At 43.7% G+C, this 26,473-nt stretch carries 25 protein-coding genes; 9 read left to right on the top strand and 16 right to left on the bottom strand.

Annotation, left to right across the window (positions count from 1 at the left end; translation table 11 throughout):
* Window positions 1-206 precede the first annotated feature (206 nt).
* Both MHN32_RS12995 and MHN32_RS12990 read left to right on the top strand, forming a co-directional pair.
* A complete protein-coding gene (locus MHN32_RS12995; protein WP_239421929.1) occupies window positions 207-2,888 on the top strand; it encodes a DUF2339 domain-containing protein in 2,682 nt (893 codons plus the stop codon).
* Between the two features lie 222 nt (window positions 2,889-3,110).
* Window positions 3,111-3,359 (top strand): hypothetical protein, encoded by a 249-nt coding sequence (locus tag MHN32_RS12990; RefSeq protein WP_102056307.1) that lies wholly within the window; start codon window positions 3,111-3,113, stop codon window positions 3,357-3,359.
* A gap of 100 nt (window positions 3,360-3,459) precedes the next feature.
* Here MHN32_RS12990 and MHN32_RS12985 read toward each other — a convergent pair whose 3' ends face one another.
* On the bottom strand, window positions 3,460-4,845 hold the full coding sequence (locus MHN32_RS12985) for a hypothetical protein (RefSeq protein ID WP_239421927.1): 1,386 nt from the start codon (window positions 4,843-4,845) through the stop codon (window positions 3,460-3,462).
* Window positions 4,846-5,095: 250 nt separating this feature from the next.
* On the opposite strand from MHN32_RS12985, the gene MHN32_RS12980 reads away from it, so the two are divergent.
* Window positions 5,096-6,439, top strand: a complete 1,344-nt coding sequence (locus tag MHN32_RS12980; protein ID WP_239421925.1) for a hypothetical protein — start codon at window positions 5,096-5,098, stop codon at window positions 6,437-6,439.
* A gap of 101 nt (window positions 6,440-6,540) precedes the next feature.
* Here MHN32_RS12980 and MHN32_RS12975 read toward each other — a convergent pair whose 3' ends face one another.
* From MHN32_RS12975 to MHN32_RS12950, 6 genes are all read right to left on the bottom strand, one after another.
* Window positions 6,541-7,623: an MBL fold metallo-hydrolase gene (locus MHN32_RS12975; protein WP_239421923.1), complete on the bottom strand. Its 1,083-nt coding sequence runs from the start codon at window positions 7,621-7,623 to the stop codon at window positions 6,541-6,543.
* 92 nt (window positions 7,624-7,715) lie between these two features.
* Window positions 7,716-8,414, bottom strand: a complete 699-nt coding sequence (locus MHN32_RS12970) for a response regulator (RefSeq protein ID WP_010607267.1) — start codon at window positions 8,412-8,414, stop codon at window positions 7,716-7,718.
* 12 nt (window positions 8,415-8,426) lie between these two features.
* A complete protein-coding gene (locus tag MHN32_RS12965) occupies window positions 8,427-9,899 on the bottom strand; it encodes an ATP-binding protein (RefSeq protein WP_211868191.1) in 1,473 nt (490 codons plus the stop codon).
* Window positions 9,900-9,919: 20 nt separating this feature from the next.
* Window positions 9,920-11,416, bottom strand: coding sequence for a cytochrome c peroxidase (locus MHN32_RS12960; RefSeq protein WP_239421921.1), 1,497 nt, complete (start codon window positions 11,414-11,416; stop codon window positions 9,920-9,922).
* 246 nt (window positions 11,417-11,662) lie between these two features.
* Window positions 11,663-12,295 (bottom strand): hypothetical protein, encoded by a 633-nt coding sequence (locus MHN32_RS12955; protein WP_239421920.1) that lies wholly within the window; start codon window positions 12,293-12,295, stop codon window positions 11,663-11,665.
* A gap of 155 nt (window positions 12,296-12,450) precedes the next feature.
* Window positions 12,451-13,359 carry a hypothetical protein gene (locus MHN32_RS12950; RefSeq protein WP_239421919.1) on the bottom strand — a complete coding sequence of 303 codons (909 nt, stop codon included), beginning with the start codon at window positions 13,357-13,359 and terminating at the stop codon, window positions 12,451-12,453.
* Window positions 13,360-13,527: 168 nt separating this feature from the next.
* Here MHN32_RS12950 and dctP point away from each other — a divergent pair, with 168 nt between their 5' ends.
* Window positions 13,528-14,640, top strand: a complete 1,113-nt coding sequence (gene dctP / locus MHN32_RS12945; protein ID WP_239421918.1) for a TRAP transporter substrate-binding protein DctP — start codon at window positions 13,528-13,530, stop codon at window positions 14,638-14,640.
* 70 nt (window positions 14,641-14,710) lie between these two features.
* Here the strand turns inward: dctP and MHN32_RS12940 are convergent, their stop codons facing one another.
* Entirely contained in the window at window positions 14,711-15,547 is an 837-nt protein-coding gene (locus tag MHN32_RS12940) for an SPFH domain-containing protein (protein ID WP_239421972.1), read from the bottom strand.
* A gap of 102 nt (window positions 15,548-15,649) precedes the next feature.
* On the opposite strand from MHN32_RS12940, the gene MHN32_RS12935 reads away from it, so the two are divergent.
* On the top strand, window positions 15,650-16,063 hold the full coding sequence (locus MHN32_RS12935; RefSeq protein WP_029215910.1) for a GNAT family N-acetyltransferase: 414 nt from the start codon (window positions 15,650-15,652) through the stop codon (window positions 16,061-16,063).
* 39 nt (window positions 16,064-16,102) lie between these two features.
* On the opposite strand, the gene MHN32_RS12930 is transcribed toward MHN32_RS12935, so the two are convergent.
* Complete coding sequence (locus MHN32_RS12930; RefSeq protein ID WP_010607259.1) at window positions 16,103-16,288, bottom strand: hypothetical protein; 186 nt, start codon at window positions 16,286-16,288, stop codon at window positions 16,103-16,105.
* Between the two features lie 95 nt (window positions 16,289-16,383).
* Between MHN32_RS12930 and MHN32_RS12925 the strand changes: the two genes are divergently transcribed.
* Window positions 16,384-16,707, top strand: coding sequence for a hypothetical protein (locus MHN32_RS12925; RefSeq protein ID WP_010607258.1), 324 nt, complete (start codon window positions 16,384-16,386; stop codon window positions 16,705-16,707).
* Window positions 16,708-16,839: 132 nt separating this feature from the next.
* On the top strand, window positions 16,840-17,088 hold the full coding sequence (locus tag MHN32_RS12920; RefSeq protein ID WP_239421917.1) for a DUF3297 family protein: 249 nt from the start codon (window positions 16,840-16,842) through the stop codon (window positions 17,086-17,088).
* Window positions 17,089-17,154: 66 nt separating this feature from the next.
* On the opposite strand, the gene MHN32_RS12915 is transcribed toward MHN32_RS12920, so the two are convergent.
* Both MHN32_RS12915 and MHN32_RS12910 read right to left on the bottom strand, forming a co-directional pair.
* On the bottom strand, window positions 17,155-17,796 hold the full coding sequence (locus tag MHN32_RS12915) for a response regulator transcription factor (protein WP_010607256.1): 642 nt from the start codon (window positions 17,794-17,796) through the stop codon (window positions 17,155-17,157).
* An 11-nt stretch (window positions 17,797-17,807) separates the two neighbouring features.
* Complete coding sequence (locus tag MHN32_RS12910; protein WP_239421915.1) at window positions 17,808-18,935, bottom strand: histidine kinase; 1,128 nt, start codon at window positions 18,933-18,935, stop codon at window positions 17,808-17,810.
* Window positions 18,936-19,094: 159 nt separating this feature from the next.
* On the opposite strand from MHN32_RS12910, the gene MHN32_RS12905 reads away from it, so the two are divergent.
* Complete coding sequence (locus tag MHN32_RS12905) at window positions 19,095-19,841, top strand: hypothetical protein (protein WP_010607254.1); 747 nt, start codon at window positions 19,095-19,097, stop codon at window positions 19,839-19,841.
* On the top strand, window positions 19,841-20,827 hold the full coding sequence (locus tag MHN32_RS12900; RefSeq protein ID WP_206473656.1) for a tetratricopeptide repeat protein: 987 nt from the start codon (window positions 19,841-19,843) through the stop codon (window positions 20,825-20,827). Before MHN32_RS12905 ends, MHN32_RS12900 begins: the two co-directional genes overlap by 1 nt.
* Before the next feature lie 61 nt (window positions 20,828-20,888).
* Here MHN32_RS12900 and MHN32_RS12895 read toward each other — a convergent pair whose 3' ends face one another.
* From MHN32_RS12895 to MHN32_RS12875, 5 genes are all read right to left on the bottom strand, one after another.
* A complete protein-coding gene (locus MHN32_RS12895; protein WP_099642116.1) occupies window positions 20,889-21,059 on the bottom strand; it encodes a hypothetical protein in 171 nt (56 codons plus the stop codon).
* 397 nt (window positions 21,060-21,456) lie between these two features.
* Entirely contained in the window at window positions 21,457-22,086 is a 630-nt protein-coding gene (locus tag MHN32_RS12890; RefSeq protein ID WP_239421913.1) for an SDR family oxidoreductase, read from the bottom strand.
* A gap of 179 nt (window positions 22,087-22,265) precedes the next feature.
* Window positions 22,266-23,654: an ATP-dependent RNA helicase DbpA gene (gene dbpA, locus MHN32_RS12885; RefSeq protein ID WP_130126731.1), complete on the bottom strand. Its 1,389-nt coding sequence runs from the start codon at window positions 23,652-23,654 to the stop codon at window positions 22,266-22,268.
* A 98-nt stretch (window positions 23,655-23,752) separates the two neighbouring features.
* Window positions 23,753-24,562, bottom strand: a complete 810-nt coding sequence (locus MHN32_RS12880) for a peptidase S8 (protein ID WP_239421911.1) — start codon at window positions 24,560-24,562, stop codon at window positions 23,753-23,755.
* Window positions 24,563-24,656: 94 nt separating this feature from the next.
* Window positions 24,657-26,078, bottom strand: coding sequence for a DEAD/DEAH box helicase (locus tag MHN32_RS12875; protein WP_239421909.1), 1,422 nt, complete (start codon window positions 26,076-26,078; stop codon window positions 24,657-24,659).
* Window positions 26,079-26,473 lie beyond the last annotated feature (395 nt).

Genomic DNA, 26,473 nt, shown 5'->3' with positions numbered 1-26,473 from the left:
TTTTTAGTTTATTTACAAGAAGGTAATATGACAACGGGGCCCATGTGCATTTTTGGCCAATGTTAGAAAATTTCAAGTCATCATACTTCAATGTGGCTTGCTAAAGTTATGGCACCTATCATGAGAGATTGATTTATTGGTGTGGTTGATCTCATACTGTTTCTAATACAGGTTAGCTAGGGTCTAGCAAACAAATAAGGAATCGTATGGAAACGGAGTTTATCTCTTTTATTTTTTATCTTTTTGTATTTATTGGCGCTGTTTTTGCTCTACAAGATAGACAAAGGCTTAAGCAACTTGTCAAAAAAGTACATCAGTTACAAAATACGATAGAGCAGCAAAGTCGCCGGATCTCGACACTTGAAGGTCGTGAATTCTCAGATCAAGCACGTTCAGAGAAGAAGCTTTCTGTGCGTGGACAAAGGAATGACGAAACAGCTGATAGCACATCATTAACTGCACGAACAGCATTGGGTGGCTCCATTGCAACAGCCAATCCTACACAACCTCAGCAGCCTGAAAGCGACAGTATGGTGACTATCGCAAGAGCCAAGCCTAGTAAGAATAAACCAGCCTTTGAATTTGACTTTACTTTAGATTCTTTATTAAAAGGGAATGGACTTTTTTGGATAGGTGCCGTAGTGCTAGCCTTGGGCGGCGTTTTTCTGGCGAAGTATTCTATTGAAGCCGGACTTCTTCCCCCTAGTGTGCGAGTGATACTGGGGGCCCTTTTTGGAGTTAGCTTGGTTACTGCCGCTGAAGTTGTAAATCGCTACAAAGAAAAGCTAAAAATTAATACGCCATACATTTCTGCAGCACTTGCCAGTGGTGGCGTGATCACTTGCTTTGCCATGACATTGGTTGCTTTTGATTTCTATCATTTTATACCGGCTAATATGGCCTTTGTTTTACTCGCCATTATTTCATTGGCTGCGACTTCTTTGGCACTGAGATTTGGCCCTGTGCTCGCAGGTATCGGCATCGTTGGTGCGTATGTCGTGCCTGCTTTGGTATCGACCGGTTCTAATAATATCGGTGCGTTACTGCTGTATATCAGCTTTGTTTCACTCTCTGCGATTTGGGTTGCGGATTATGTGAAGCGCAAATGGCTGTGGTGGCAAAGCTTTGCTGGGCATTTCTTATGGTTTTGCACCGCGGTTGCGGTTGGTGGAAGCGGCGACTTTTGGGTGCTGCTGATTTTTGCGCTTATCTCTATGTACTTATATGTGTTGGTAGACGTACTGGGTTGGCGACTGACGAATTCAATGATAAGTCCGTTGCCGGTCAAAGATCTATTAATGCCAAGAAAAGAGCAGTTGGGAATTTTACTCCCACTGTTACTTATCGCATGTGCGCTAATAATAAAAACCCAAATCGATACGCTTATTTGGGCTAATGTCTTATTTGCTAGCGTGGTTTTGTGTGCGGCTTATAGACATAATGCATTGGATAGTTGGCCATTTTATTTACTATTGTTTGTACTTCTCTCATTCTACTTGATGCCCAAAGTGGGCACTTACGACGACGTACTTTTTCCTTTCACCGGTAAGTATCTGTTTATCCAAGTAGCAGTTGTCATCACGATGTTATTTAGCATGATGATGATTAAGCGATATCCATCAAGACTCGCTTATTTGATGCTGTTGAACGTGGCACCGCTTGCGCTTTACGGTGTAAGTTACGCTATTTCTCCTAGAGTCGCAGAAGCAATTTTATATCCTGTATGGGCGATTGAGATGTTGGCCATCGGGCTCTTCGCTTCGTATTGTGCGATGAAAACGGATACTAATATTCAGCAGGTCACTTACCTTATTTTGGCGAACGCCATGCTGAGTTTGTGTTTTACGATGTTACTCTCGGCAAGCTCGTTGACGTTAGCGATTGCGGCACAAGTGGCGTCTATGAGTTATTTGAGCTGGAAGTACAAAGTGCGTATACCTGATTGGTTGTATAAGGTTGCACTTATTGCCGTTGTTACCCGTCTTACTTTTGCGCCTTGGCTTGCAGATTACAAGCACGAAACGATTTTAACTATACATTGGACACTTGTGGTCTATCCGCTGGTGCTGGGCATCATTTGGTTTGCTACCAAACACAACCCTTCAAAGGCCCTGAACACTTGGTTTATGGGCGTCGCAATGCATATTGTGGCGCTTCTGGTTACGACCGAAACAAGTTATCTCGTGATTGGTGACTACCCTGATTTTACTAATCTCGGTTTCCAAGAATCCGTGTTGCTTGCTTTGAATTGGCTGGTGCTTGGCGCTGTATATCTGTGGCGAGGGCAGCTCAGCGACAAGGGCAACAGACTTTATCCGCTTGCAGCTAGCTCGCTATTACTTGGAAGCGCGTTGCTCCACGCCGATATTTCGTTTGCCAATAATCCGTTTTTTGACAGGCAATATATTGGAGACGGCGTGTTTAATTGGTTACTTTTGCAGTGGTTGGTACCAGCATGCGTATTCGCTTTCATGCTCCAGTTTAAGTTAATACCACCGCAATTTAAGCGTTTGGTATACGGGCTGATAGCCTTGCTAGGGGTCTTGTTTATCAATGGTGAAATTCGGGCGTTATTTCATGAGGGTTTCCTTGTGCTGTCGATGCCGATGGAGCAATCCGAGTTATATACCTATTCGATTGTTTGGCTATTGATTTCAACCGTATTAATTTTTGTTGCCAAGCGGATAGAGCATAAAGTGCTGATTAATGCCGGTTTTGCAGGGCTAGCCATTGTTATTTTAAAAGCTTTTGTGGTCGATATGGCAAACCTCGAAGGCTTGCTGCGCGCCTTGTCTTTTATCGGTTTAGGCTTATGTTTGGTGGGAATTGGTTGGCTGTTTCAAAAAATGCAGGATCAGCCCAGAGAGGTAAAACCAACGGCGGACTGATCCTTACATTTTTACAAGCAGTAACCACCGTCAACAGTGATGTGCGCGCCGCGCATTGCTGTTGACCCTACGTTTAACCCGACTATTTATTGCTCGCTTATTCTTGCTTTGTTTTGGATTTCAGTATTGGTCACACTGGTTTAACGCCGTTTGGTGTTGGGTTCAATCATTTCAGCAGAACTGGTATTCTACGCGGCATACTGAGTAAGTGAGAGTAAAGAGATGATCAACGATAAAGATATCATTGAAACTTTGGACGAGCTGGAAGCTTTTTTGTTGCTAATTGATAACGATGGCTTAGGGTTGCAAAACGTGGCTGGTGTGGCACTGGCAACGAACAACAGCGATGGCAGACCATTTATTGCGATTTTGGATGATAAACACCAATTGTTGTTGGGTCGTTGGGTATCTCAAGACGTGTATGAAAACGGCAGAGACATGGTTCGTTACGGACCAAAGAAAGCACATTAATATCCTTTGAGTAGCCGCATGGCTGGATTTAAGATTGGAGTGCAGGATAAACCTGCTTCCAATCCGTTTTGTCGGTGGTTATACGAAGCTGCGTCAGTGCTTAAGCGTCGTTTTCAATATAGACGGAATCGCTTGCCATAAGCTCTATGGCGACGATTTCAGAGCGGTTCATGGTGAGTTTATACCTTTCTAACTGTATTCCTTGAGAAGATTTAAACCGCATTACCAAGTTGATTTGATAGCGACGTTCAACTGACTTTTTCGAGACCTTTTTCCCTTCAAGGCTATAAAGCTTTCCTGCGCCTTTTTTTAGATAGCGTACAAACGAACTCATGTTAAAGGTGATACGCTGCTGTACTTCTTCGTAACCGGGTAAAAACTCATCAATATGTACTTGGTTTTTACAGCAAAAATGCAGTAGATGCGCAGCTTGTTTATTTTGCTGTCGACGTTTTTTTAGCAGCTTATCAACGTCTTCTGGTAGGTCTTTTTTGCGAATATGTTCCAGCCATATCGTTTGTGTACAAACGATGGCGTCCGTTACTGAGTTTTTAAACTTGTTGCGCCACTTTGGCCGGCCGCGTTGAATATGACGCCATGCCCACTGGGTTAAGTCTTCTTTGAATGTTTCTCTAAGGCCATAAATTACCCCAAGCAAAGCGATAAGGGCGACAGTGACTTCTTGAAAGTTAGAGCGGGCGTTGAGCACAATAAACATCACAAAGGCCATGATAATACCAGTAACCACTCCGCGAACTAAACGCTTTAAATTGGTACTTAAGTCGATGGTTTGTTTGTTAAAAACAACACCATATTCAATGAGCCTTTCAAGCAATTTCATTTTATTGGTAATACGGTTTGGGTCATCCAACGTGACTTGCGAGTTGTAGCTCTGCTCCTCGCGGTATTGGCTCTCTCGTTGACAGAAACTAACAATACAGCTTCGCTCATGACTAAAGTCGCTTGACTTAGGCCCGCTAGCGATGAGTTTTAAAAACGCTTGCTCAGTATGCCAACTGAGGTAGTTATCTGCGTTTTGATAGTAAGGCTTAAGCTTATTATCCGGTGGCGTGTAACGCCTGAGTTTTTTCAATAGGCGTTCGGTTTCTTCCACTAATAATTGTGCGGTTGGATAAAACTCATCAGCCTCTTTTAGCTTCAATGTCTGTTTTACATCGGCATCTAGCGCAATGCGGATCTGGTAGCAAAATAGGTTTAGATTAACGCGGTAATCGGTTCTTTGACCTTTGCTTTGGCTGATAAAGCGGCTACGTACCAAGGGGAGATGAAGCTGCTCCGAGTAATATGCACTGTGACTTTTTATATTGGCATTAAAGTAGTCTACTTCGTTCAATGTGTTGGTATTAATCCCCATATCGGTTGGGATTGAAAAATACAGGTCGAGTTGGTTTGTCTCTTTGGGAAGGAGTTGATAGTTGATTTTAAAAGATAAGCTTTCGTCTTGACTTAGTTTGGCTCTGCTCACTCGGGTATGGTGCCTCCTTGAATTAACACTTTGTAATTATAACATAGATAAGTGTATGAAAGCTGAAACGGGTTTATAGGTTATTGTTCTCGCTGTTTAATGGGTTCTGCTAAACAATTCTCATCTTTAGAAAATCACGAAAAATAAAACCTTTAATGATTGATGTTTTTATTTTGTTAATTATGTTGATAGTTAGTGTTATCAATACTAGTGTTGGTGGTGAAATTTCATACGTTAAAAGGAGGGTTAGATGAAAATTTCACACTTATCAGCTGTATTAGTAGCAGTATCAACAACCTGCTCTAGCCACGCACTAGAACATAAATTGACCCCATCAGGAGTAGTGAGTCAATTTGGTGCAGTCAAATCTATGAAAGACCGAAACTTAATCGAAAAGCCAAGCAAGGGGGTTTCACACATATCATTTAATAGTGCTGAATCAGCTCTAGATATTACTCCTGTTTGCCCAACTTTATCTACGGGAAATCTGTATACGATTAATAACTCGCAATCAGGTGATGCGAATTGTTATCACTTTGAAATTACTGAACGTAGCAAAACAACCGCTTTGTTGGTTGATCAAAATGCACTGACCGATGTCAATTTATCTATTTTGCGTCACAATAGTGATGATACTTACACCACAATTGGCAGCTCTGCTAATGCAGGGAATCAAGATGAAGTAGTTGTTGCGCTTACCGAGCCCGGACATTATTACTGGTATATGGAGGTGGTTGAATCCGATGGGTCGCCTTTCAGTTTTGGCGCAGCAGTAGCGACTAATCTAGACGAATATGAGTTCAATGATACGGTTGCATCGGCAACTGTTTTGCCAGATCTGCAAACAAGCTTGGTCGCTAATATGGATGCTGTCAATGACATCGATTATTTTCAGTATTCTGCAGCACGGGGGCAGGATCTTTTTCTGTCACTACAAAGTACCGCAAGTAATGAATATATTTTTGAGGTATACAACAATGGGTGGGTTTTGTTAGATAATAACCAGTATATTTCTTTAACTGGACTACAGGTAAATCAAGTCGTTAATTTTAGAGTTAGGGCTAACCCAAATGTCGCAACAAATCCAAGCAATACCTATAATTTGCAGGCTGGATCAGTGGCTTCTATCCGAAAGCGTACCGTTTCAGGAGAAGATAACGTGATTCGTATTCCCGGCTCCGCATACGACAATCCATACCTTACTGTACAAGCCTATAATAAAATTACCTGGTCAGCAGAGTTAGAGGATTCGACAGGAGCGCCTGTAGCCGGGGCAACAGTTCGGCTTAGGTTAGTTAAAAATTGGCGTCAAGGAAGGGGATCTGCTGTTAATTATGACATTACGACGGGCCCTGATGGTAAAGCTTCTCGCGTGATTGATCTTGGTAATTGTGACCCTAATGAGTACCCGGTTCGCCATACTGATTATGATCGCGGCTATAGAAACCTTTGGGAATCTGATTTTGAGCGTGGTGAATGGCAAGTAGTCTCGCCATTAGGGGTAAATTCAAGTAATGAGCAAACTACGAATGCACTTTGGGGCGCGATTGGTCATATTTGTTATCAAAGGCTGATTTCTAGTACGCCATCTTAGTACACATATAGGAAGCCTTAATGGACTTGGGGCTTCCTCTTTAATGCGGTATTGGTGGCGAGCTATCTCTCAATGTTTCTTTTACGTGAGCCGTGATGAACTCACCAAGTTACTTTTTCGCCTTCATTTAAAATATACAGTGGCGTTTGGGCTTTTAGCACTTGTTGCATATGCAGTAAGCGGAACAGCGCTGAATGTGAAGTTTTATCTCCCATTTTCCAACTAGCATTGCCATAGCCCCACGGCACCATAACCTTACAACCGAGCTCTTTTGCGGCAGTCAGTGCATCTTCTGGTGTGGTGTGTACTTTACGATACCAATCAGGATGTTCTTCGCTGTAGTATGAGGCAATTGGAAGTAGGCACACATCAATATCACCGTATTTTTCATGAATGTCTTTGAAGTGCGGTGAATATCCAGTATCTCCAGCAAAAAATAGAGTCTTGCCTTGGTGTTCTAATATCCAGCCACCCCATAGTGCAGCACCATGATCTTCGTATAAAAACGGCACCCAAATACGGCTGCTAAAGTGATTTGCAGGCACAAAGTGTGCGGTTACTTCACCAAGTTGTTTGCTTGAATACCACTCCATTTCAGAAACCTTGTATCCGTCTTCAGGAAAGTGCTCAGCAAATCCTAGTGGAGTAAGATAATTAGGCCCAGTACCAATCGCTTCGATATCGTTCTTGTTAAAATGATCGTAATGAATATGGGAGTACATTACGGCATTGGTTTGTTGTAACTCTGTTTGACTGAGCTGTGCAGGTTGCTTGCGATTAAACCCTTCTGAGAGGCGAAATGCCCAGTTTACAGGCCAGTCAAATTGAGCCGTGACGGGGTCAAACAAAAACTGTTGCCCATCTTTGGTGTTGACTTTAAAACTCGCATGTCCGAGCCATTGGATAGCAAAGCCGGTATTGAGCGAGAGAGTGGGGTTGTTGCCAACGTACGTGCAATCTTGCATCTCGGACTGACATTGAATTTGTTGGGTGACTGGATAGCAGTTTTCTTCGCAGGTCACGGGATAATCTTTAAACTTATTATAGATGTTGGAATATCTATCTTCATACCCTTCTACAGAGCTATGTTTTACCGCGGAAGACTCAGATTTTATTCGCTCTACAACATTACTATTACTGCAGCCTGTTAATGTGATTATGACTGCCAAAGCAAGCCTTTTCATGCCCATTCCTTTTTATAATTATTAGTTATTTTTTGGAGTTTACCAATAAAAGGGAATGGGGTGTAGCGGTGAATTAAGCCTTAGGTTAGAGACTAGGAATTACGTTCCTGCGCCTCAAACTTATATCCCGCTCCGTAAATAGAGTGGATAAAGTCGTATTTAGGCGCGATGCTTTGCAGCTTTTTACGAATATTTTTAATATGGCTATCTATGGTTCTGTCGCTAACAATGTGGCTGTCATCGTAGATGTGATCCATCAATAAGTCGCGGCTATAAATTCGGCACGGGTGTCCGTACATTGCCTTTAAGAGCATAAACTCGACATAAGTGAACGTCGCTCTCGCGTCGAGGAAGGAGACAAACAAGCTCTCTTCGTCTAGTTTAAGTTTGCTCTCTGTTTCTGACACTGTGCCGCGCTCGTTTAGCGTCACGCGTCTTAAAATCGCCTTCACTCTTGCGACGACTTCTTTTGGACTATAGGGTTTGCACACGTAATCATCAGCACCCACTTCAAGACCAAGAAGACGATCGATTTCTTCTACTTTGGCAGTGATCATGACAATTGGCACGTTTGAATAAGCTCTGATCCGCTTGCAAATTTCGATACCGTCAAGATTAGGCAGCATGAGGTCGAGTAAGATAAGGGCAGGTTGCTGTTGTTTAAAAGCCTCTTCAGCCAAAGCGCCATCGTGAACACAATGGCTGGTATACTCGGCTTGAGCCAAATACTTACTTAAAATATCGGCAAGTTTTGGTTCATCTTCGACGATTAAAATATGTTTGTTTGGCACGGGGGAAACTCATTATCTTTTCAGTTCAATAATAATAGCGAGACCACCCAGTTCGCTCAAGTCCGCAGTGATTTTTCCGTTGTGGGCAGCAACAATACTTTGGCAAATGGCTAAACCAAGGCCAGAGCCACCCGTTTTTCTACTCCGCGCTTCCTCTACTCGATAGAGCCTATCAAATAGTTTGTTTAGCTGTTCTTGTGGTACAGAAGGTGCGCTGTCCTGCCAGTAAATTATCGTTTTATCTTGTCGTTGTATGACTTTTACATCGAGATTTCCCGGTTGTTCAACTGAGGAATCTGTGTATCGCAAGGTGTTTTGCAGTAAGTTGTCGAATAGCTGCCCAAGGCGCTGCTCGTCACATTCTAAGGTAATATGCTCATCGCATTGCAAGGAATAAGCAAGATGGTGCTTTTCAATTTGGTGACTACTTTTCGCGAATGTGCGTGAGAGCAGGTCGTAAAGGTTTTCTTTATCCATGTTGTAAGTAAGTGCACCGCGGTCTGACAGCGATAGTTGATGTAAATCGTCCACCAGCCGAGTCAATCGTTGGATCTCTTCGTTAAGCGACATCAGTTGCTCGGGATTGCTTGCGATAATGCCATCAATCATGCCCTCAAGTTCCGCGCGGATCACGGCAATCGGCGTGCGTAGCTCGTGCGAAATATCCGCTATCCATTGCTGCCTAGCTATTTGATTCTGCGCTAATGTGTCTGCCAAACGGTTCATATCTCTGGCAAGCAAACCGAGTTCGTCTTTACTCGCGATATCGACGCGAGCATCGTAATTTCCTTGTGTCAGTGTTTTTGCATTGCGGCGCAACAAAACGATTGGGTTGACCATATATTTACTAAAAGGCACGGCAATCACTAAAGTAACCAACAGGGCAACGAGCGCAATGATGATGAACTGTTTACGTTGTTGCTCTGCAAACAGTTGGTCGAAGTCATTGCGTACCAAGCCACTTTGCTCGACACCTAAGTAGGCGATAATCTGTTCGCGTTTAGGCTGCGCCAAGTGGTCGCTTTGATAGACTGGGAACCATAGCGAAGTCTGCTTACTTTTCGGTGTGCCCATAATAATATTGCCTTGTGTGTCTTTGATCAGCAGGCGTTTTTTATTGTCCAAACGCGGTGGAGGGCCATCACGTCTTCGTGGCCCTCCTTCGCCTCTTTCACGATGTCTTGGTGGTGGACGAGAATGTAGCCTATCTCGTGGGCGCTCATCCTCAGAAAGACCATAGAAGCTACGTACTATGCTATCCCAATCCTCTGAGCCTCGATACACCCAGTCCAATGAACCATGGCGTGCGTAAGTCTCGGCAACTTGCGTTACCACCTCTTTGAGTTGCGCCCGAGAGGTATTTTCAAGATAGGCCGTAAAGCTTTTTTCAAACGCTAATTTATTGGCGGCATAGATAGCCAGCACCAATGTGGTGTTGGCTATCAAAATTATCAGCAATAGTTTGACGCGAATGGTCATTTTCATGGTTGTTGTTATTCCACCGGTTAACGTTGTGCACGCAAGCGTAAATTATCAGGGTCTGGTGTGCGACGGTTTGGCATCCACTTTCTTACGCACCGTTGGTCTTTTGCACACTTGTCTGTCAAGGCATGTAAAAACGCAACGAGATCCTGCTTTTGTTGTGGCGCTAAATTGGCGGCAACAAAGGGTGATTGGCGCAGTAACGTTAACGCCGCTTCACTATTTTCTCTCGCTTGTAGGTTTAGTGTGTCACACTGAGCGGTTAAGGAAAACTGCTTTAATCCACAAGCACCACCACGTTGAAAAAATTGCTCGACGGTTTGCTCAGGGTTTGAGTAATGATTGACCACTTGTTCTAACGACTCGTAGGCTCCTGCGTGACCATATGGCGCAGTCAGGGCAACATTTATTAAGCTTGGGACTCTAAACGCAAATTGGTTGCGAGTCGAAGGGTCAATTGCAGCGCGTCCGATATCGGCCTGATTATCTTGTGTACCAATACCATACTGTGGAAAGGCGAGGTTAAAGAAACCATCGTTAGTGAAACGTTCACCGCTGTGGCACCCAACACATCCTGCACCGCCTTCAGCTATAGGAGTAAAAAAGAGTTTAGCACCACGTTTTTGTTTGTCGCTGAGTGCGCCACGGTCACCTCGGGCATAGCGATGCCAATTGGTATCCACCATCACAAATGACGCTTGATACTGGCCGAGCGCAAAGGCAATACTATCAAAGGTAATTAAGGTTTGCGCGTCAGCTTGCGAGTTGAATGCTTCTCTAAAGGCCTGAAGCCAATCATTGGTGGCCAAGCCTCCGGCTTCATCACCGTAATCGCCAATGCGCTGGGCTAAATGTGAGCGGACTTGTTCATTGGTTTCGGCACTTTCGAATGCCTCTCCACGCATTTCTTCACGAGAGGTGACAGGAAAGCGAGACAGGGTTGCAACTAGTGAATCTGCCGCGTTTACATCTGGTTGGTTAAAACCTGAATCAGGCGTACTGATAAAACTGCTTTCATTGCCTTGGTCGTCAGTGATCGTCACACGTTGAACACGGCCGTCCCAAAATAAAGCGTTGTTGGCAAATCCGGTATTAAAAATGGTGGGAGAGTTACGTGGAATATTGATGTTATCGTCGACTGCTTGGCGACCAGGGCCTATCACATCACTTTCTACTGCGTTTGTACCTATTGGCAACGAAAGGCCATCGGCACCACCGAGCCTTGGATCGTGACAGCTCGCACAGGCGACTGATTTTTCTCCCCCAAGGGCTTTGCTAAAAAATAACTGCATGCCGAGCTGAGCAATGGGATCTGAGATCCTCGGCAGTTGTTGCGCACCTGCAACTCTGCCAGTAATACCGCGAGCACGCATAATTTGTGAGAGTTCATCATCCAGCGCCGAGTTTGGTTGTGGCTGGCCTGGAGGCGGAGGTGGTAGAGGCTTATGTTGTGCTGCTATTGGTAAACTTGCCACCGCGGAAACAAGTGCCATTGCACGTAGAAAGTTCGCGTTGTTCATCGTTATTCCAAACCTTATTGTGATTCGAGTTTTAAAATTGGCAGGCAAAAGTGCAGAGAATGTGAAAATGGAAGTTTTTGTTTTGGATGAAGAGTTATCGAACGTAAAATATTTAGAATTGATGTGTATTTTAGTTGTTTTAATTTTAGTTCAAACATTGTGTTAGCATAAGCCACGAACGCTTTATGATGATTAATTTGCTCGTGGCGTAAAGATCTTATTCAATCAGAAAAGAATTACACTGTATTATCTGTTTACATAGTTTCCGCGATATAGCCACATTGAATCCATGTTTTCATTGTGATTAACAAGGCCAACACCTGTAACAACAGAGTTATTACCTGATGCTGGTGGGAAATATGAAACTTCAATACCGCCACTTCCAGGGTCATAGCAGGTTTTTGATTGGTTCGTTGATTTAACTCCCGTTCCGTAGAATATCTCAGAGCCTAGATTTCCTTGACTATCAAATTTTCGGTAACTCACCCGCAGCGCTGCAATATCATCTGAACCATTGATGCGCCACTCCATACCTGTAATTGCGATATTGTCGGATGTATTTACGTACTGACATTCAAGCTCGTGACTTGGTTTGCTGCCGTAATTTTTGCTGTAAATCTGACCAAATTCACCATTGCCTAATATTTGACGATACCACAAGGTGACGGTAGTTACCGTTGTGTTTCCAGCTCGAGCACCAATACCAACTAAAACGTGATCAGGAATTAACATTGGGATTGGGTTTTGCTCAGGAACCATAGTTGCACGTTCACCATACTTATATACATCGACATCAGTAATATAGTAACCCGAGTTATTTGCTTGTACTAACGGTGAGAGTAATAAAGCCGCGACCGGCAAGATATGTTTATTTTTCATAGTATAAGTCCTTTAATTAAAATATGAACAAAGAAGTTTGGCATCATTTCATATTTATTTACATATGTAAATAAAATGAATATTATTTGTTTTTTTAGATCTTATTCATATTTCCTATTTAAAGCTAAAGAAGTCCCACCACGTATTTTATTGAGTCATTCGCTTAACCGATATTTAGCTCGTGTAAGTGGGATTTGTATGCGACGTATTGAGCTTGGGAAGGCTGATAGAATCATCGGCTCAACAGCGCTAATATCAAATGCGTATGCTGGCGCATTGTCATATTCGCCGAATAAGGCGGTAACCTGAGAAAAAGACGTAGGTACAAGCTTGTATGGCGCTAGCGATTGCGGTATATCAAGTTGATATTGATATGCTTTCACCAGTTGTAATGCGTGATCAAAGTGGCAAATGTTCCAGCTTTGATTTTCATTGTTTAGCTGCAAAGCCCACACCCCATTTTTATCGGTAGCGACAGAGTATGGGTTTTCACAAGGCGCAGGTAGTGACTGTGTGTTACTGCGCTGCCAAGCACCCTGGTGATTCAAACAGAGATTCTCTTTGCTATTAAGCGTCACGACTCGTGTGCTGAGTCTTGCTTTACAAGCATCTTCCACAGGTAACCAATAGGCGGGTTTGGTGGTGGAAAGTACCATAAATCCAGCAGGTCTTTCTGGGTCGTGCGAGGTCCATCCAATAAAATAGTGGTTGTCTACGCGCCACTGATCATAGCTTAACCGACCTCGTTGGTATTGACTAGCTAAAGGCAAAGCGCCTTGTCGGTCAGCAAACTGGCAATGGATGGTGTCACTCTTCAGTTTACAGGCTGACTGAACCTTATCGAAATTGAGAGGTATTGCAGCATCTGGATAGTTTGGCGTTAGAGGTTCTACATATTGTCGCACTGGGCGCAGGTTTGCATTTTTATCCTGTGAAAAATAGCAATCAGGTTTTGAAACAGAAGGGATGACGGCAATCGTTTTTGCTACAACAGCTAATTCACATCCCAGCACACTGAAGCTCAGAGCACAATGAACAGCAAAAAAGCAAAGAGGCATACGCATAGATAAGGCTCCATTTTCCATAAATTAGAAGATAGACTGGCGCTGTTAGCAATTGCAAGAGCAGCATGAATTTTGTGATAGGTGCGGCTAAAGCTATGTAACTATAGGTTAAAACAGCAAAGCAAACAGCTATCTTTAATTGAGGTATGGAATTTAGGTTGTACTGCCATGTCCAAGAGTAGACGTCAATTTCTTGAAGCTTCACTAGCGGCATGTTTGAGTGCTTCATTTCCGGTTAGCCAAGTACTTGCACTAAATTTACTCTCAGAAGATGAACGAGAACAAGAAATGGCTAAGCGCAGTGCTGCCCTCCATATTTTAAGATTAGCTTCCCCATACCCTGCGGATCAAAGTGACTTTATCCCGCACATGCATCAAGTGTTTAAGAAGAATGTTGAGTCTATGACTCGCGGTAAAATCTATGTTGATGTTCACCATAGTGGCGCGCTTGGAAGTGGCCGCGAGTTAATGGCGGCAGTGACTCGTGGACATGTGGAGGCCGCACTTATCTCTGTATCAAATCTGTCTCGGGCGTTACCTGTGCTAGATATCCTTAATATCCCATTTTGGGCGAGCTCAAATCGCGCGTTTCTCAATCTAATTTGTTCGCCACAATGGCAGTCACTTGTTATTAAGCCTATTAGTGAACAAGGAAAACTGAATATCTTAATGCATCATCTCGTTGGGGGTCGCACATTAACAAGCACGAAACAGTTCAACCGCTTAATTAACTTGCCTGAAAAACTCAAAGGAGTGGTGCTAAGAGTACCTGCTTCTAGGGTTTTGAGTCATTTTTACAGTATGACGTCGGCAAATGTTATTGATGTGCCTTGGGCGCAAGTGGCCAAAATGGCAAGAACAAAACATATAGAGGTTATTGACCCTAGCGTTATTGGTTTGTTCGCAGGTCCTGATCTGCTTAAAAACGAGATAGGGCAGGTAGCTTTACTCGAAAGTGTCCCCGATGCTTGGGTGACCGTCGCAAATCAGCATTGGTTAGATAGTTTGCCACTGCGCTTAAAAGGGGAAATCGAGGACGCGAGTAAGCAAACATTTCATACTCATATTGCGCAGATTGAGCAACTGCAAAAACGCTGTGAGCGCGAGCTCATGGCCATGGGCGCAAAGCTGCACCCTTTAAGTGTGGACGAAAAGCGCGAATGGCAATTAAAGTTTGGTCATCACAATGCACAGTGGAACAAGGTAAAGCGAGAGCTACTTGGCAGTACTCGCGCATTTCAACAGCTGGTAAATGCGACAGAAAAAGAGTTTACTCAATAACCCTGGTGAGAGCAACAACTGACCTTCTCGCTATTGTTACTCCCAACTCAAACGAATTATTGGTACTTTGTTATCGACTCTCTTTAACCAGTGGAATGCCGTTGGTGCCAACCGGAATATAAACCGTTGTATGGTTAGGAGATTCTGCCATTTTTAGCTGCGCATTTATCGCTTCATGTTGTAAGTAGTTTGCAGTAAGTGTGGCGTTGATGATCTTTTGCGCTTCAGCGATACCTTTTGCTTCTTCAATCCGAATTTCCGCATCTTTTTTCGCAATGGCCTTTTGAGTTTCTTTTTCTGCTAGCAGCTGTTGCGCAGCGAGTTTCTTTTCTACAGCATTGGCTACGATATCTGGATAATTAATGTTACCGATCACCACTTGCTTGATATCAAATGGCGCTAACTGTAGGTAGCCTTTTAAACGTTTTGTGACGATTTCAGCAATTTGTTCGCGTTTGCTTTTTAATGCGCCGCTGTCGTATTGTTGGACTTCGTCGCGAACATAGGTTCTGAAAGTTTCGCGAACAAAACGCTGATACCAGTTCTCTGCACCATAATTTTCGACGACATCTTTTACTGTACCTGGTTTAATTGCAATGACGGCATGAAAATCAAAACTGATATTCAAGTCATCCTTGGCTAAGATCTCAAAGCGCTCGGTATACGTGTTTGGACGCATATCGATATTGACGACTTGATTTCTAAGCGGGGAAAAACCATAGTTGCTCGGACCTACTAAGCTACCTTGGTAACCACCAGAACCAAAAAATCTCGGTTGCTCAAAAACATAGCCTTCATGTCCTGCGGGTGTGCTGGGGTTAGTGCAAGATGTGATGGAAAAAAGTAACACAATGCCAATCACGATAATAGATATAATTGAGCTTCCAATGCTAGATTTTGATTTCATCATAGATGATTCCTTTATAGGTACTTTGTTCGCTATGATAGGTGACAATACTAAAGCGAACAACAATTACCTTAGTTCAACGATATCAACCGGAGCGCAGTAGTGAAAATATCCGTGGTAGAAAATCCTGAGCAACAATTTGTCGATTTTTTAAGTAGTAAAATTAGCGAGTTTAACTGGGCTAATTGGGAGGTCACAGAGCGTCTTCCATTGGCGGTTGAAGTAAAGGGTGAGTCTGGAGAGGTTGTTGCAGGTGCAGCCGCGCGTACTTTTGGCAACTGGTTGTTGCTTGATACTTTGTGGGTTTCTGAGACACTAAGGGGTCAAAATATCGGCTCACAGATACTAGAAAGCCTAGAAGCGGCAGCCAAACAAAGAGGGTGCGTGAAATGCTTACTCGATACCTTAAATTTTCAGGCAATGCCATTTTATGAAAAGCATGGCTATGAGACCCAATGGATCCAAGAACATTACCCTAAAGATGGCTGTAAGTATTTTATGGTAAAGGTGTTATAACAAGTTTAGTGGGTAAGAGTACTTACCCACAATGGCGCATTAATACGGATTTGGACAAGTTCGAACCTGAAAGTGTGTAAACCAAGGACAGCCTTGATCGAACTTGCTTTCTGGGTATAAAGGTGGATTGCCAGCACCTGCAATATTTGGGGTTTGCGCCATTGGTAAGTCTTGTAAATCTTTTGAAAGGGACTTAATCGCCTTTTTGTTTAATTTAAGTTTCATACTTGTTTCCTTGTGTTAACTTCATTGTTTATCTTATCGAGAAAAGTGGAGAGTGCAAGGGGGATGGGTATTTTATTTATAGGAAGCAAATATTGATGAAAAATGTAGAAAACACTGAGCAGTTGGCTGCGGTAAATCAAAAGGTAGTAAGAGAAGGTGAGTGCTTACCATCGGTACAATTAAAAGATGGTAGTAGAGTGCAAACGGGTACAGTAGCAACTATGTTGCATAACATTGACCTTTACAATGCTGGTGAGCGAGGACAAGTAGAGGACGAGCTAAAGCTTGCAATCCCAACGCTGTGTAAAATCGGTCTATTTGAGCTGTTTACTGTGGAAGAATGGTTGAGTGGAGATAATCCTGGCCGTCGATACGTGGGTGAATGTGCCAAGGCATTTCTAAGTAATAACGTTAGCTAAACTTCAGAGACCTCATAGTGCTCTTAAATCGATACAGTTTTTAATTCAATTGCGATTATAAGACGCTCAGCTATTGAGCGCACGCATGGGATTACCTACAATACAGCATGCTTAAATAATTGAAGAAAAACGATGACAGATTCAATCGAAAAACCAGCACTACCAGATAGACTTTCTATCAATCCTCGCAGCCCACATTATGCTAAAGAAATACTAGAGTACCACATTGGCATTCGTTTTAATGGAAAAGAACGTACCGATGTTGAAGAGTATTGCATTAGTGAAGGCTGGATCAAAGTCGCTGCGCCAAAAGCGCTAGATCGCCGAGGTCAGCCTTTGCTAATTAAATCAAAAGGAACGGTTGAAGCTTACTATTGCTAAGCGCCTGCTAAGCGCCGTGACGATGCACCAATCTGCTCAGGGGTAAATTGGTGCGCTTTGTTTAAGCTACTGTAATATTCCCATTTCGATTGCTAATAGCACCGCACGGGTTCTATCCCTCACACCCAGTTTAGAAAGTAAATTGGAGACGTGATTTTTGATTGTGCCTTCTGACTTATGTAAGGCTTCGGCTATTTCCTTGTTGGAATAACCATTTGCAACCAGTCTCAATACCTCTATTTCTCGTACGCTAAGCGTCTCTGTGGCTTTGAACTCAGAAAAATCATTGTCGAGTTTTGGTGCATACTTTAATAGGGTTTCTGTAATTGCCGGTTGAAAGTAGGTTTCACCATTGAGGATGGTTTTCATTGCATTCACCAACGAATCCAGAGCGATATCTTTAAGTACAAAGCCTTTGGCTCCATTACTTAAGCTGTCCAGAACGAGTTTGGGGTCATCAAAGGTTGTTAGCACTAATACTGGGATCGTTATACCGCGACTATTTAGCTGCTTCAAAGTAGCGATACCGTTCATAATTGGCATGGATAGATCCAGTAGAATAATATCAGGTGAAACCTCTGATAGCCCATCAAGTAACGTCTGACCATTGTCGTACTGGGCAATCACTTCAACTTCTTCGTTAAATTGTAATAAAGTGACAATGCCTTCTCTTACGAGTTTCTGGTCGTCAACCACGACTACTTTCATCAATATCGTCCTTACTGTGGAGTTAACGGGAGTTCAATTTTATAGTGTAGGGCACGATTGTGCTCATAGAGATGCAAGTGGCCACCACACTCAGATACGCGTTCAGACATCCCCGTTAAACCATTCCCTTTTTGCCATTGTTCACTGATATAGCCATCATCATGCATATTGACGAAAAGCTTTTCTTCATCTTCCGTCATTACAATCCAAAATTGCTTCGCATGACTGTGTCTTAGGCTGTTGGTTATTGCTTCTTGAACACAGCGCAGCAGCACTTGTGCTATATGGCTATCGTCAACAGCAATATGTTGTGGAATGGTTGCATGCACTTTTAGCTCAGGAGTATGTTGGAGTAGTAAGGTAAGCGATTGATGAAAATCAATATCTCTGTGCTGTCTGAGCATATCCACGGCATCTCGTACATCATTGAGTAGTAATTTAGCTACGCTTTGACATTCTAGGATTTGCTGCTGGGCTGGTGCGTCGGCAGTCATTCTTTGCGCTATTTGCAACTTAATACTGAGTGCCGTGAGGTGATGACCTAACAGATCGTGTAAGTCCCGCGCGATGCGGGTGCGCTCAGAGTGCTTCGACAGCTCAGAAAGCAAGTGTTGTGTGGATTGCAACTGAGCATGTTGATTTTGTAGCTCAACCCTAGCTTGCTGTTCTCGTTGATGGGTGGTGGCTAATAGCAAGGCGAATAAGTGAAACAAGCCATATAGTAATCCCTCAATCCAAAGTAGATGCTGTTGCTTTACACTCTGCATTGTAAACCAGGCCAATACGATGATGAGGGTGAAGCAAGCTGATACGCGAATGGGGAGCAAATAAGCGACAACGGCAACCCAGATAATGGTAAGAATGGATAGGTATCCAAATTGCAGGATCCAGCCACAGGCAAAGGCTGAAAATAGCATGAGGACTAGGGCAAGCCATCGTAATTTGTGTTGACATTGCTCGCAGGTGCCAATGAGATAGCCAAGCGCATAGAAACAGAAGAAGCTGCTAAAGAGAGATATTTCGGGCGCTTCAGGCTGTTGATTCGTTATGTAAACTGAAATAGCGAAAAGGGCAACCCAAGTCATCAGCGCCAGTAGGTCTCTCATATCTCGATTTGCGATTAATGTGCTGAATGCCAACGCTTATGTCCTCGTACCGTTTTCTTCACTAAGTATGACAAAGTAACAAGGTTGTGCCTATAGGCCAAAAGTCATGGTTTTACATCATGACGTCTGGGACAGGCACTCCAAATGTAGTGACGTTAAGCTAAAGACCAAAATCGTAAAAGAGAAATTGTTATGCTTATTGTTCATCAGTTTGCTTTGTATTTGCACATAATTATTGGTGCTATTGCGCTAATTGTATTTTGGGTGCCTGTAGTAACCGTAAAAGGCAGCCCACAGCATAGACTATGGGGAAAAATATTTACTTGGTGTATGTGGCTAGTTTCCGTCAGTGGCATTGTCATGTGCCTAATTGTGATCTACGACCCATTGGCGATCCGTTACCCCTCTCAACACATTGATCAGGCGCTAGGGCAACAGCTGGTATTGAAGCAACGTCAATTAAGTGAATTTTTACTGATGCTGTCAGTATTGGTGTTGGCAAATATTCGTCATTCGAGCTTGGTTTTAGCGGCTAAACAGCACCGAGAGCGATTAAGAAGCGGGTCTCATTTATTGCTGATTGGGCTCTTAGCGGCAACGGGTGGGCGAGTGTTGTACACTGCGCTTACATTTGGCAGTACGCTCTATCTAATATTTTCACTTATTGTGCTCTCTACTGTCGCTACTATGTTGTTCTACATATTTAAACCAACACTCAAACCACGAGAGTGGGTGCTGGAGCATATGAGTACCATTTTAGGCGCTGGGATTGCGGTATATACGGCATTTTTTGCGGTGGGTGGACGTCATTGGTTAGCGCAGCTAATGCCTGGGGCTTGGCAGCTAGTGCCATGGTTGTTACCCGCTGTGGTTGGCACCTTGGGCATCCTGTTTTATAAAAAACAGCTTAATCACTGTCAAGCAAGGGGGAGCAAATAATGTTTCAGATGAATAAAGTACTTTGTTTAATGATGATACTAGTGGTAACTCCAAAAGTGTTTGCGATGCCGAATATTACCGATGCATTGGAGCATGCCAAAATACTATTTGAGCAACAGGCGATAGTGGATGCTGAGCAAGCTTTTCTGGCGCTGCAAGAAACGCATCCAAATGAGTCGTTCTATTATCTTGGCAGAGTTAAGTTGGCGTCGAATCAATTTGATGAAGCAGAAGAGTACCTTGAAAAAGCACTGCGTCTCGAGCCTAACAGTGCGGATGAGTATTATTGGTACGCCAAGGTAAATGCAGAGCAGATAAAGCATGCCTCTATATTTTCAAAACTGAGTTATGCCAGCAACACAGAAGATGCGTTTTTAGCGGCAATAGACAAAGACGCAACGCATATCAAAGCGCTGCAAGGGTTGTTCTATTTCTACCTTTCAGCACCAAGCATTGCAGGTGGCTCTGAGGCCAAGGCGGTGCGACAGATAAGGGCGATAGAAGCCTTATCTTCCCATGCCGCAATGAAGCTATGGATCGACTTTTATTTGCTGACTGGCAATGATGAAGCGTTGATAACCTATACTAACACCTTGCTTGAACGCAAAACTATTGATGAAGCAGTGTTGTTTAAAGCTGGAATAGCGCTGCAGAGTATCAAACATTACGATGGTGCATTTGCGTTTTTTAGAACTTTAATAGTAATTAAGGAAGCAAAGCATTACGCTGCGGGGCTTTACCAAATTGGTCGGACGGCGGTGTTTTCAGAGGTTAATGTAGACGAGGGGATCGCAGCATTACAAACGTATTTAACACTTGAGATCAGTACAGATGGTCCAGATAAAAACTGGGCACGGTTACGTTTAAGCCAGCTCTATATGCTCCAAGGAAATACCCTAGGTGCTAAAAAGTTAATCGGCAAATTAAAGTCAACGCGAATCAGCGACAAAGACCTAATCAAAGCGATTAGACAGCTGCGAATCTGAGTATTTAGTTCATTTGTTTTATTAGGATGGCAAACGTCGAGCAAGCTCGACGTTTTAGCGATTACTGAGCTGAAGTTAACCAGCTCAGAAATTGACGTGCTTCGCCGCCATTGGCGAATTGTGTGATCTTACGGCCTGTGCCGTCAGCAAAGATCACTTTAGATTTGTTCACCGAAATTGAGCGAATTGGTTGCTCAACACGGATCTCTGTTCCGTTATATGTATATGACATAATAAAACTCACTTTTATAATGCACAGCAAATTAGCTGATGCTTTTGATAGTAGATGAGCTTCATTACAGTTTAGCGAACAGAAGACACTGTCCTCGCAACGACCCGAGACGGGTATGACAGCTTATACCAATTTTCTTAATTGGCTTGATTTCGCCTGACTATATTAAGCTCTACTTGTATTTTTTATGCGGACTTACTGGATCAAGGCAAGGAGGCATTACTTGAGGTTTGCTTTATTTTGAGAGGAAGTTAAAGCAAGAGAGGGATGATATAGAATTGCATTTTTTAAAGCAAGATTTTTATGTCAGTGAAGCGATAAATATTTTCAACACTTAGCCAAATTAAAGCACCTAAGTTTGCCCCGAGGCGTTAAACCCCGAGACATAGCTGCCCTATTAGCGCAGCGTTTGTTCGACTGACTGCTTGCCATTAAATAGCTCAAATGTGAGGTTCTGAGGATGTTGAGTGGCAAGGTAAGCTAGCGCGTCTGCGACATTCTCTCGACTTATTACGGCATCTTCTCTATTTGCAGGGCGTGCGGTCGAGAATCCCCCAGTTGCAGGCTCATTTTGTAACGCACCCGGTCGGACGATAGTGTAGTTTACAATATTTCTCTGTAGGTGTTGATCGGCCATGTGTTTGGCTACCAAGTACGGTTTGATTTCACTTTCAATGTTATCAGGATCGTCAGCACCAATAGAGCTGACCATAATAAAATGTTTAACGTTTGCTTTCACAGCATAGTTAATGGCTTTAATGGCGGCCCACAAATCAATAAGTAGGGTTTTATCCGCTCCAGTCTCTCCACCAGAGCCTGCGCTAAATATTACCTGCTCGACGTTGTCAAAGGCTGAACTAAAATCGCCTTCGAGGTCTTGCTCTATGATAGTGAGTTGCTCAGACTGAATATCAGCTAGTTTACTTTTATTGCGCACTAACGCCACGACGTCATGGCCTTGTTCCAGCATTTTCTTTGTCGTCATTTTTCCAATTTGACCACTGGCACCAATAATTAAGGTCTTCATAGATAAACTCCTTTAAAGTGTTTGCTCAATTAAGACCTTGGGGTCATGGTGCAGATTTAAACCCCTATGGTGGAAATAGGTTACAAATAGGTTATTAATAGGCGAGTAATTGCTTGGATAATCTAAAGTCGTGGTGGTCAGGGAAAAGTTGACCACCATAGAGAGGGGAGAGTGACCTGTTACTTTGTTACTTTGCGAGCTCTAAAATTTCGGCCTTTCATTTTTCCTTCTGAGATTGTTTTAAGCGCCACGTTGGCAATACTACGCTCAACCGCAACGTATGAAGACATCGCAGTGACTTTGATTTTGCCGATTTGATCACCTTTTAACGCTTGATTTGAGGTCAGTGCACCTAAGATATCACCCGGTCTTAATTTCGCTTTCTTACCGCCGTCGATTTGAATGGTTACCATCGGCGCTCGATTAATTTTGTTATTTAACACTTGGTCGCTTGGCAGGGTATTGGGCTCAATTGTCTTACCTAAATAGTCTTCGAGGGCATTTACTTTATGCGATTCTTTATAACTCATTAAAGAGCATGCCACGCCTTTATTGCCTGCACGTCCGGTTCTGCCAACGCGGTGAACATGCACTTCTGGGTCATGGGCGATATGGTAGTTGATCACCATATCTACATGGTCGACGTCGATACCCCGGGCTGCGACATCCGTTGCCAACAAAATGGTCACGCTCTTATTCGCAAAACGAACCAATGTGCGGTCACGGTCTTTTTGCTCTAAATCACCGTGAAGTGCTGCTGCATCAAAACCTAGGCTATATAGGCTGTCGCATACGTTCTGGCATTCTGCCTTGGTGTTGCAGAAGATAACCGCTGAGTTTGGTTGAAATTGCATTAACAGCTTTTGTACCGCAGGCAATCTCGCATCGTTATTGTCGACTTCGTAAAAGTACTGTTCAATTGAGCTATCGTCATGTGTTGCTTCAACTGTGACTTTGGCTGCATCTTTCATGATGTGCTGCGCGAGCTGCTCTATTTTTGGCGGGTAGGTAGCACTAAATAACAGGTTTTGGCGTGCTGTAGGGCAGTGATCTATGATGCACTGTAGTGACTCTTCAAAGCCCATCTCCAACATGCGATCCGCTTCATCCAGTACAAAGGTATTCACTTCATCTAGCGACAAACGGCCTTTGCGCAGGTGCTCTTCAATACGCCCAGGCGTGCCCACAATGATGTGCGCACCGTGTTCAAGAGAGCCAATCTGCGGACCCATAGGTGCACCACCGCACAGCGCTAACACTTTGATGTTATGGACTGCACGGGCAAGCTTGCGAATTTCAACTGCAACCTGATCGGCAAGCTCTCGAGTTGGGCATACCACAAGCGCCTGCACGCGAAAGCGTTTCACGTTTAAATTATGTAATAGTCCTAAAGAGAAAGCGGCGGTTTTACCTGAGCCTGTTTTACCTTGGCCAATGACATCTTTACCCGCTAAGATAAGCGGTAAGGTTTGTGCTTGAATGTCAGTCATGGTGTGATACCCCAATGACGCGAGGTTATCGAGTAAGGCGCTGGAAAGTGAGGTACTTGAAAAAAGTGGCTGAGTCAAAGTCGCTGTCTCTGTAGTTCTAAAACAGCAATTATAACATGGCTCGAACGGATAGCGCGTGTAAGGCCGTGATAAAATTTTTACCACGGCCAAGTGCGTTAAAAAATAATCTTAAACATTTCCCATGAACAGGGATAAGTGGCATTACAGCCTATGACGGTAGGATGCACATTGGCTCCCGCGCCACCATTACCTGCGGCTTGGATATAGTGACCATTGATTGACTTAAGCGCCACTTTATCGCCATTTTGGATCAAAGCACCGGGGTTATTCGGCAACTCAATCGTGAAGGTTTCCCAAATAGAAGCCACCGTTCGATTGGCATTTAACTCAGCGCCACCACCTTGCTCTGCAACAAAGTAATAGCCAGTGGCTGTTTGAATGTGGACGGTGTCGCCATCAAACAGGTTACCGCCGTTGACATCGATAAGATTAAATCGCTCCCAAGGGCCAATCGCAATACGATTGGCGTTTACTGTATTACCGCCATTGTTTTCTGCAACGAAGTAGTATTGTCCGCCGGTTTCAAACGACACATTAGTAAAAATCGTCGGGCCACATGGGGCTGTAGTGAAGGTTAAGTCTTCCCCTTGAATGGTGGTGCGAGGTGGCTTTGGATCTCCTCGAAAACGAAAATGATATTCGCTGCCGCAATCTAGGTTCGCTATTTGTGCGCTAACCGGGCCATTAATGCCAGCCGGTGTTGCGAGTACGCTGTAGCCGTAGTTAGTAGTTGGGCCATAATCAAACGTTTCTCCACTTAAACCAATAGTAGAGGCGGAATAGCCGTTTAATTGAGCGGAGGTTTCTGTGATATTGCTCGCAGCTTGGGTCACATATTGCGTACCAGCGTGCGCTAAAAATGTACTACCAAACAATGTGAACAGTATCAATTTCAAGATATTCATTGTCTAGCTCCTTTGACTAAAAAAGCTGTTACGATTAACAGCCCTTTTAGCTTAGGAGAAAGAGCTGCAAATGCTATTACACCTGCTTACACCATTAATTGCCAGAAGTGGGCTTCTGACGTGGTGTACGCTTTTCTCCAGCGTGTTGGCTCTTTGGCTTGTTTGCAGACGATGATGGACGGTGTCTACGGTTGCCATTGTTATTACCAGCAGGTTTACCGTTGCCACTTGGCTTATTGTTGCGAGGACCTGAATTTTGCTTAGGTTTGTTTTTCGGCTGAGCGGAAGGTGTTTGCTCAGCGTCTGTCGCCTTTGGCTTTTTAGGTTTCTTTGGCTTTTTCGGTTTGATTGGGCGTGTATCTAATTTTGACTCAGGTACGGCAAGTTGCGGCTCAAACCCTGGCTCCACTTTACGTGGCACCAGCTGTTGAATTAATCGTTCAATGCCAAATAAGTCGCTTGCGGTCTCTTGGGTAACAAACGAGATAGCTTCACCTGTCGCACCAGCGCGGCCTGTTCTGCCGATACGGTGAACATAATCTTCGTAAACATTTGGCAGGTCAAAGTTCACGACATGAGGCAGCTCTTGAATATCCAAGCCCCTTGCTACAATATCAGTGGCAACAAGTACACGCACTTCACCATTTTTAAAGCCAGCAAGGGCTTTCATGCGAGCGCTTTGGCTTTTATTACCATGGATTGCTGCGGCATTGATCTTGTCTTTTTCTAGATCCTTTACCAAGCGGTTGGCACCGTGTTTTGTGCGGGTGAATACCAACACTTGTTGCCAATTATGCGTTTGCACTAAATGCTTGAGTAAGTTGGTGCGTTTACTTTTGTCTACCGGGTACACCCACTGAGTCACGCTTTTTGCGGTGCTGTTTGCTGGTGCCACAGAAATCTCTACCGGATCATGAATTAGCCCTTTCGCCAAGGCTCTAATCTCTTCAGAGAATGTTGCAGAGAACATCAAGTTTTGTCTGCGGCTTGGCAATACTTTGATGATGCGTTTGATATCGTGAATAAAGCCCATATCTAGCATACGGTCGGCTTCATCCAATACCAGTACTTCAAGGTCATCAAATTTGACAGCATTCTGCTGGTAAAGGTCGAGTAATCGCCCAGGTGTTGCCACTAAAACATCAATGCCTTTACGCAGCTTCATCATTTGCGGATTGATCTTCACACCGCCGTAAACGACTTCAGAGCTGATAGGCAGGTGTTTACTGTAAAGCGCAACACTTTGCCATACTTGGTCAGCAAGCTCTCTGGTTGGTGTTAGAATTAACGCGCGTACATTATTCGCACGTGGTTTAGTACCGGCAATCAGCTTTTGCAACAAAGGTAATGTAAAGCCCGCTGTTTTGCCCGTTCCCGTTTGCGCTGCAGCCATCACGTCTCTACCTTCTAAAATGGCAGGAATGGCTTGTTCTTGAATGGGAGTCGGTTTGTCGTAACCTTGTTCGACAACGGCTTGATTTATTTCTGGGGCTAAACCTAGGTGGCTAAAGCTCATGATTTTGTACTCTGTATTGGGCGGCGGGCAAGAGTACAGTATTTACTCCGCTTAAGCAATTTCGCCGTGTTGTTAAATAGCCTCAGGTTAAATAACGATAGGCGGGTAGATAACAAGGCATAGCGTTAAAAGCAGAATGTAAACATCAGGATTACAATCAAAATAAGTGAAAGGAAACGTTCGTACTAGAGGTCTATTGATGGCATTAGTTATTCACGACCAGTTTGCTCTGTATCTGAGTCACTAATTTGGCAAACTGGATTAACTTAGGAGATGTATGGACTCCTCCCCCTTATCGGGAGAGTACGGTATAAAGATATTGCAAAACACTTTTACCAAATAAGGAGTCCATACATGACACAGTCTAATTTAATTGCTATCGACTTGGCAAAAAA

This window comes from Pseudoalteromonas sp. Of11M-6 (assembly GCF_022347905.1).
Lineage (GTDB): Bacteria > Pseudomonadota > Gammaproteobacteria > Enterobacterales > Alteromonadaceae > Pseudoalteromonas.
Note: the sequence above shows the minus strand (reverse complement) of the source record. Positions and strands in the feature narration are given on the sequence as shown.

Bases quoted from the DNA above. Each gene is read 5' to 3' on its own strand.
- MHN32_RS12875 (WP_239421909.1), bottom strand. From the start codon at position 26,078: ATGAGCTTTAGCCACCTAGGTTTAGCCCCAGAAATAAATCAAGCCGTT.
- MHN32_RS12965 (WP_211868191.1), bottom strand. From the start codon at position 9,899: ATGAAAATGACCATTCGCGTCAAACTATTGCTGATAATTTTGATAGCC.
- MHN32_RS12905 (WP_010607254.1), top strand. From the start codon at position 19,095: ATGCTTATTGTTCATCAGTTTGCTTTGTATTTGCACATAATTATTGGT.
- MHN32_RS12900 (WP_206473656.1), top strand. From the start codon at position 19,841: ATGTTTCAGATGAATAAAGTACTTTGTTTAATGATGATACTAGTGGTA.
- MHN32_RS12955 (WP_239421920.1), bottom strand. From the start codon at position 12,295: ATGAAAAATAAACATATCTTGCCGGTCGCGGCTTTATTACTCTCACCG.
- MHN32_RS12950 (WP_239421919.1), bottom strand. From the start codon at position 13,359: ATGCGTATGCCTCTTTGCTTTTTTGCTGTTCATTGTGCTCTGAGCTTC.
- dctP (WP_239421918.1), top strand. From the start codon at position 13,528: ATGTCCAAGAGTAGACGTCAATTTCTTGAAGCTTCACTAGCGGCATGT.
- MHN32_RS12915 (WP_010607256.1), bottom strand. From the start codon at position 17,796: ATGAAAGTAGTCGTGGTTGACGACCAGAAACTCGTAAGAGAAGGCATT.
- MHN32_RS12925 (WP_010607258.1), top strand. From the start codon at position 16,384: ATGAAAAATGTAGAAAACACTGAGCAGTTGGCTGCGGTAAATCAAAAG.
- MHN32_RS12960 (WP_239421921.1), bottom strand. From the start codon at position 11,416: ATGAACAACGCGAACTTTCTACGTGCAATGGCACTTGTTTCCGCGGTG.
- MHN32_RS12995 (WP_239421929.1), top strand. From the start codon at position 207: ATGGAAACGGAGTTTATCTCTTTTATTTTTTATCTTTTTGTATTTATT.
- MHN32_RS12895 (WP_099642116.1), bottom strand. From the start codon at position 21,059: ATGTCATATACATATAACGGAACAGAGATCCGTGTTGAGCAACCAATT.
- MHN32_RS12890 (WP_239421913.1), bottom strand. From the start codon at position 22,086: ATGAAGACCTTAATTATTGGTGCCAGTGGTCAAATTGGAAAAATGACG.
- MHN32_RS12920 (WP_239421917.1), top strand. From the start codon at position 16,840: ATGACAGATTCAATCGAAAAACCAGCACTACCAGATAGACTTTCTATC.
- MHN32_RS12940 (WP_239421972.1), bottom strand. From the start codon at position 15,547: ATGAAATCAAAATCTAGCATTGGAAGCTCAATTATATCTATTATCGTG.
- MHN32_RS12880 (WP_239421911.1), bottom strand. From the start codon at position 24,562: ATGAATATCTTGAAATTGATACTGTTCACATTGTTTGGTAGTACATTT.
- MHN32_RS12980 (WP_239421925.1), top strand. From the start codon at position 5,096: ATGAAAATTTCACACTTATCAGCTGTATTAGTAGCAGTATCAACAACC.
- MHN32_RS12930 (WP_010607259.1), bottom strand. From the start codon at position 16,288: ATGAAACTTAAATTAAACAAAAAGGCGATTAAGTCCCTTTCAAAAGAT.
- MHN32_RS12975 (WP_239421923.1), bottom strand. From the start codon at position 7,623: ATGAAAAGGCTTGCTTTGGCAGTCATAATCACATTAACAGGCTGCAGT.
- MHN32_RS12990 (WP_102056307.1), top strand. From the start codon at position 3,111: ATGATCAACGATAAAGATATCATTGAAACTTTGGACGAGCTGGAAGCT.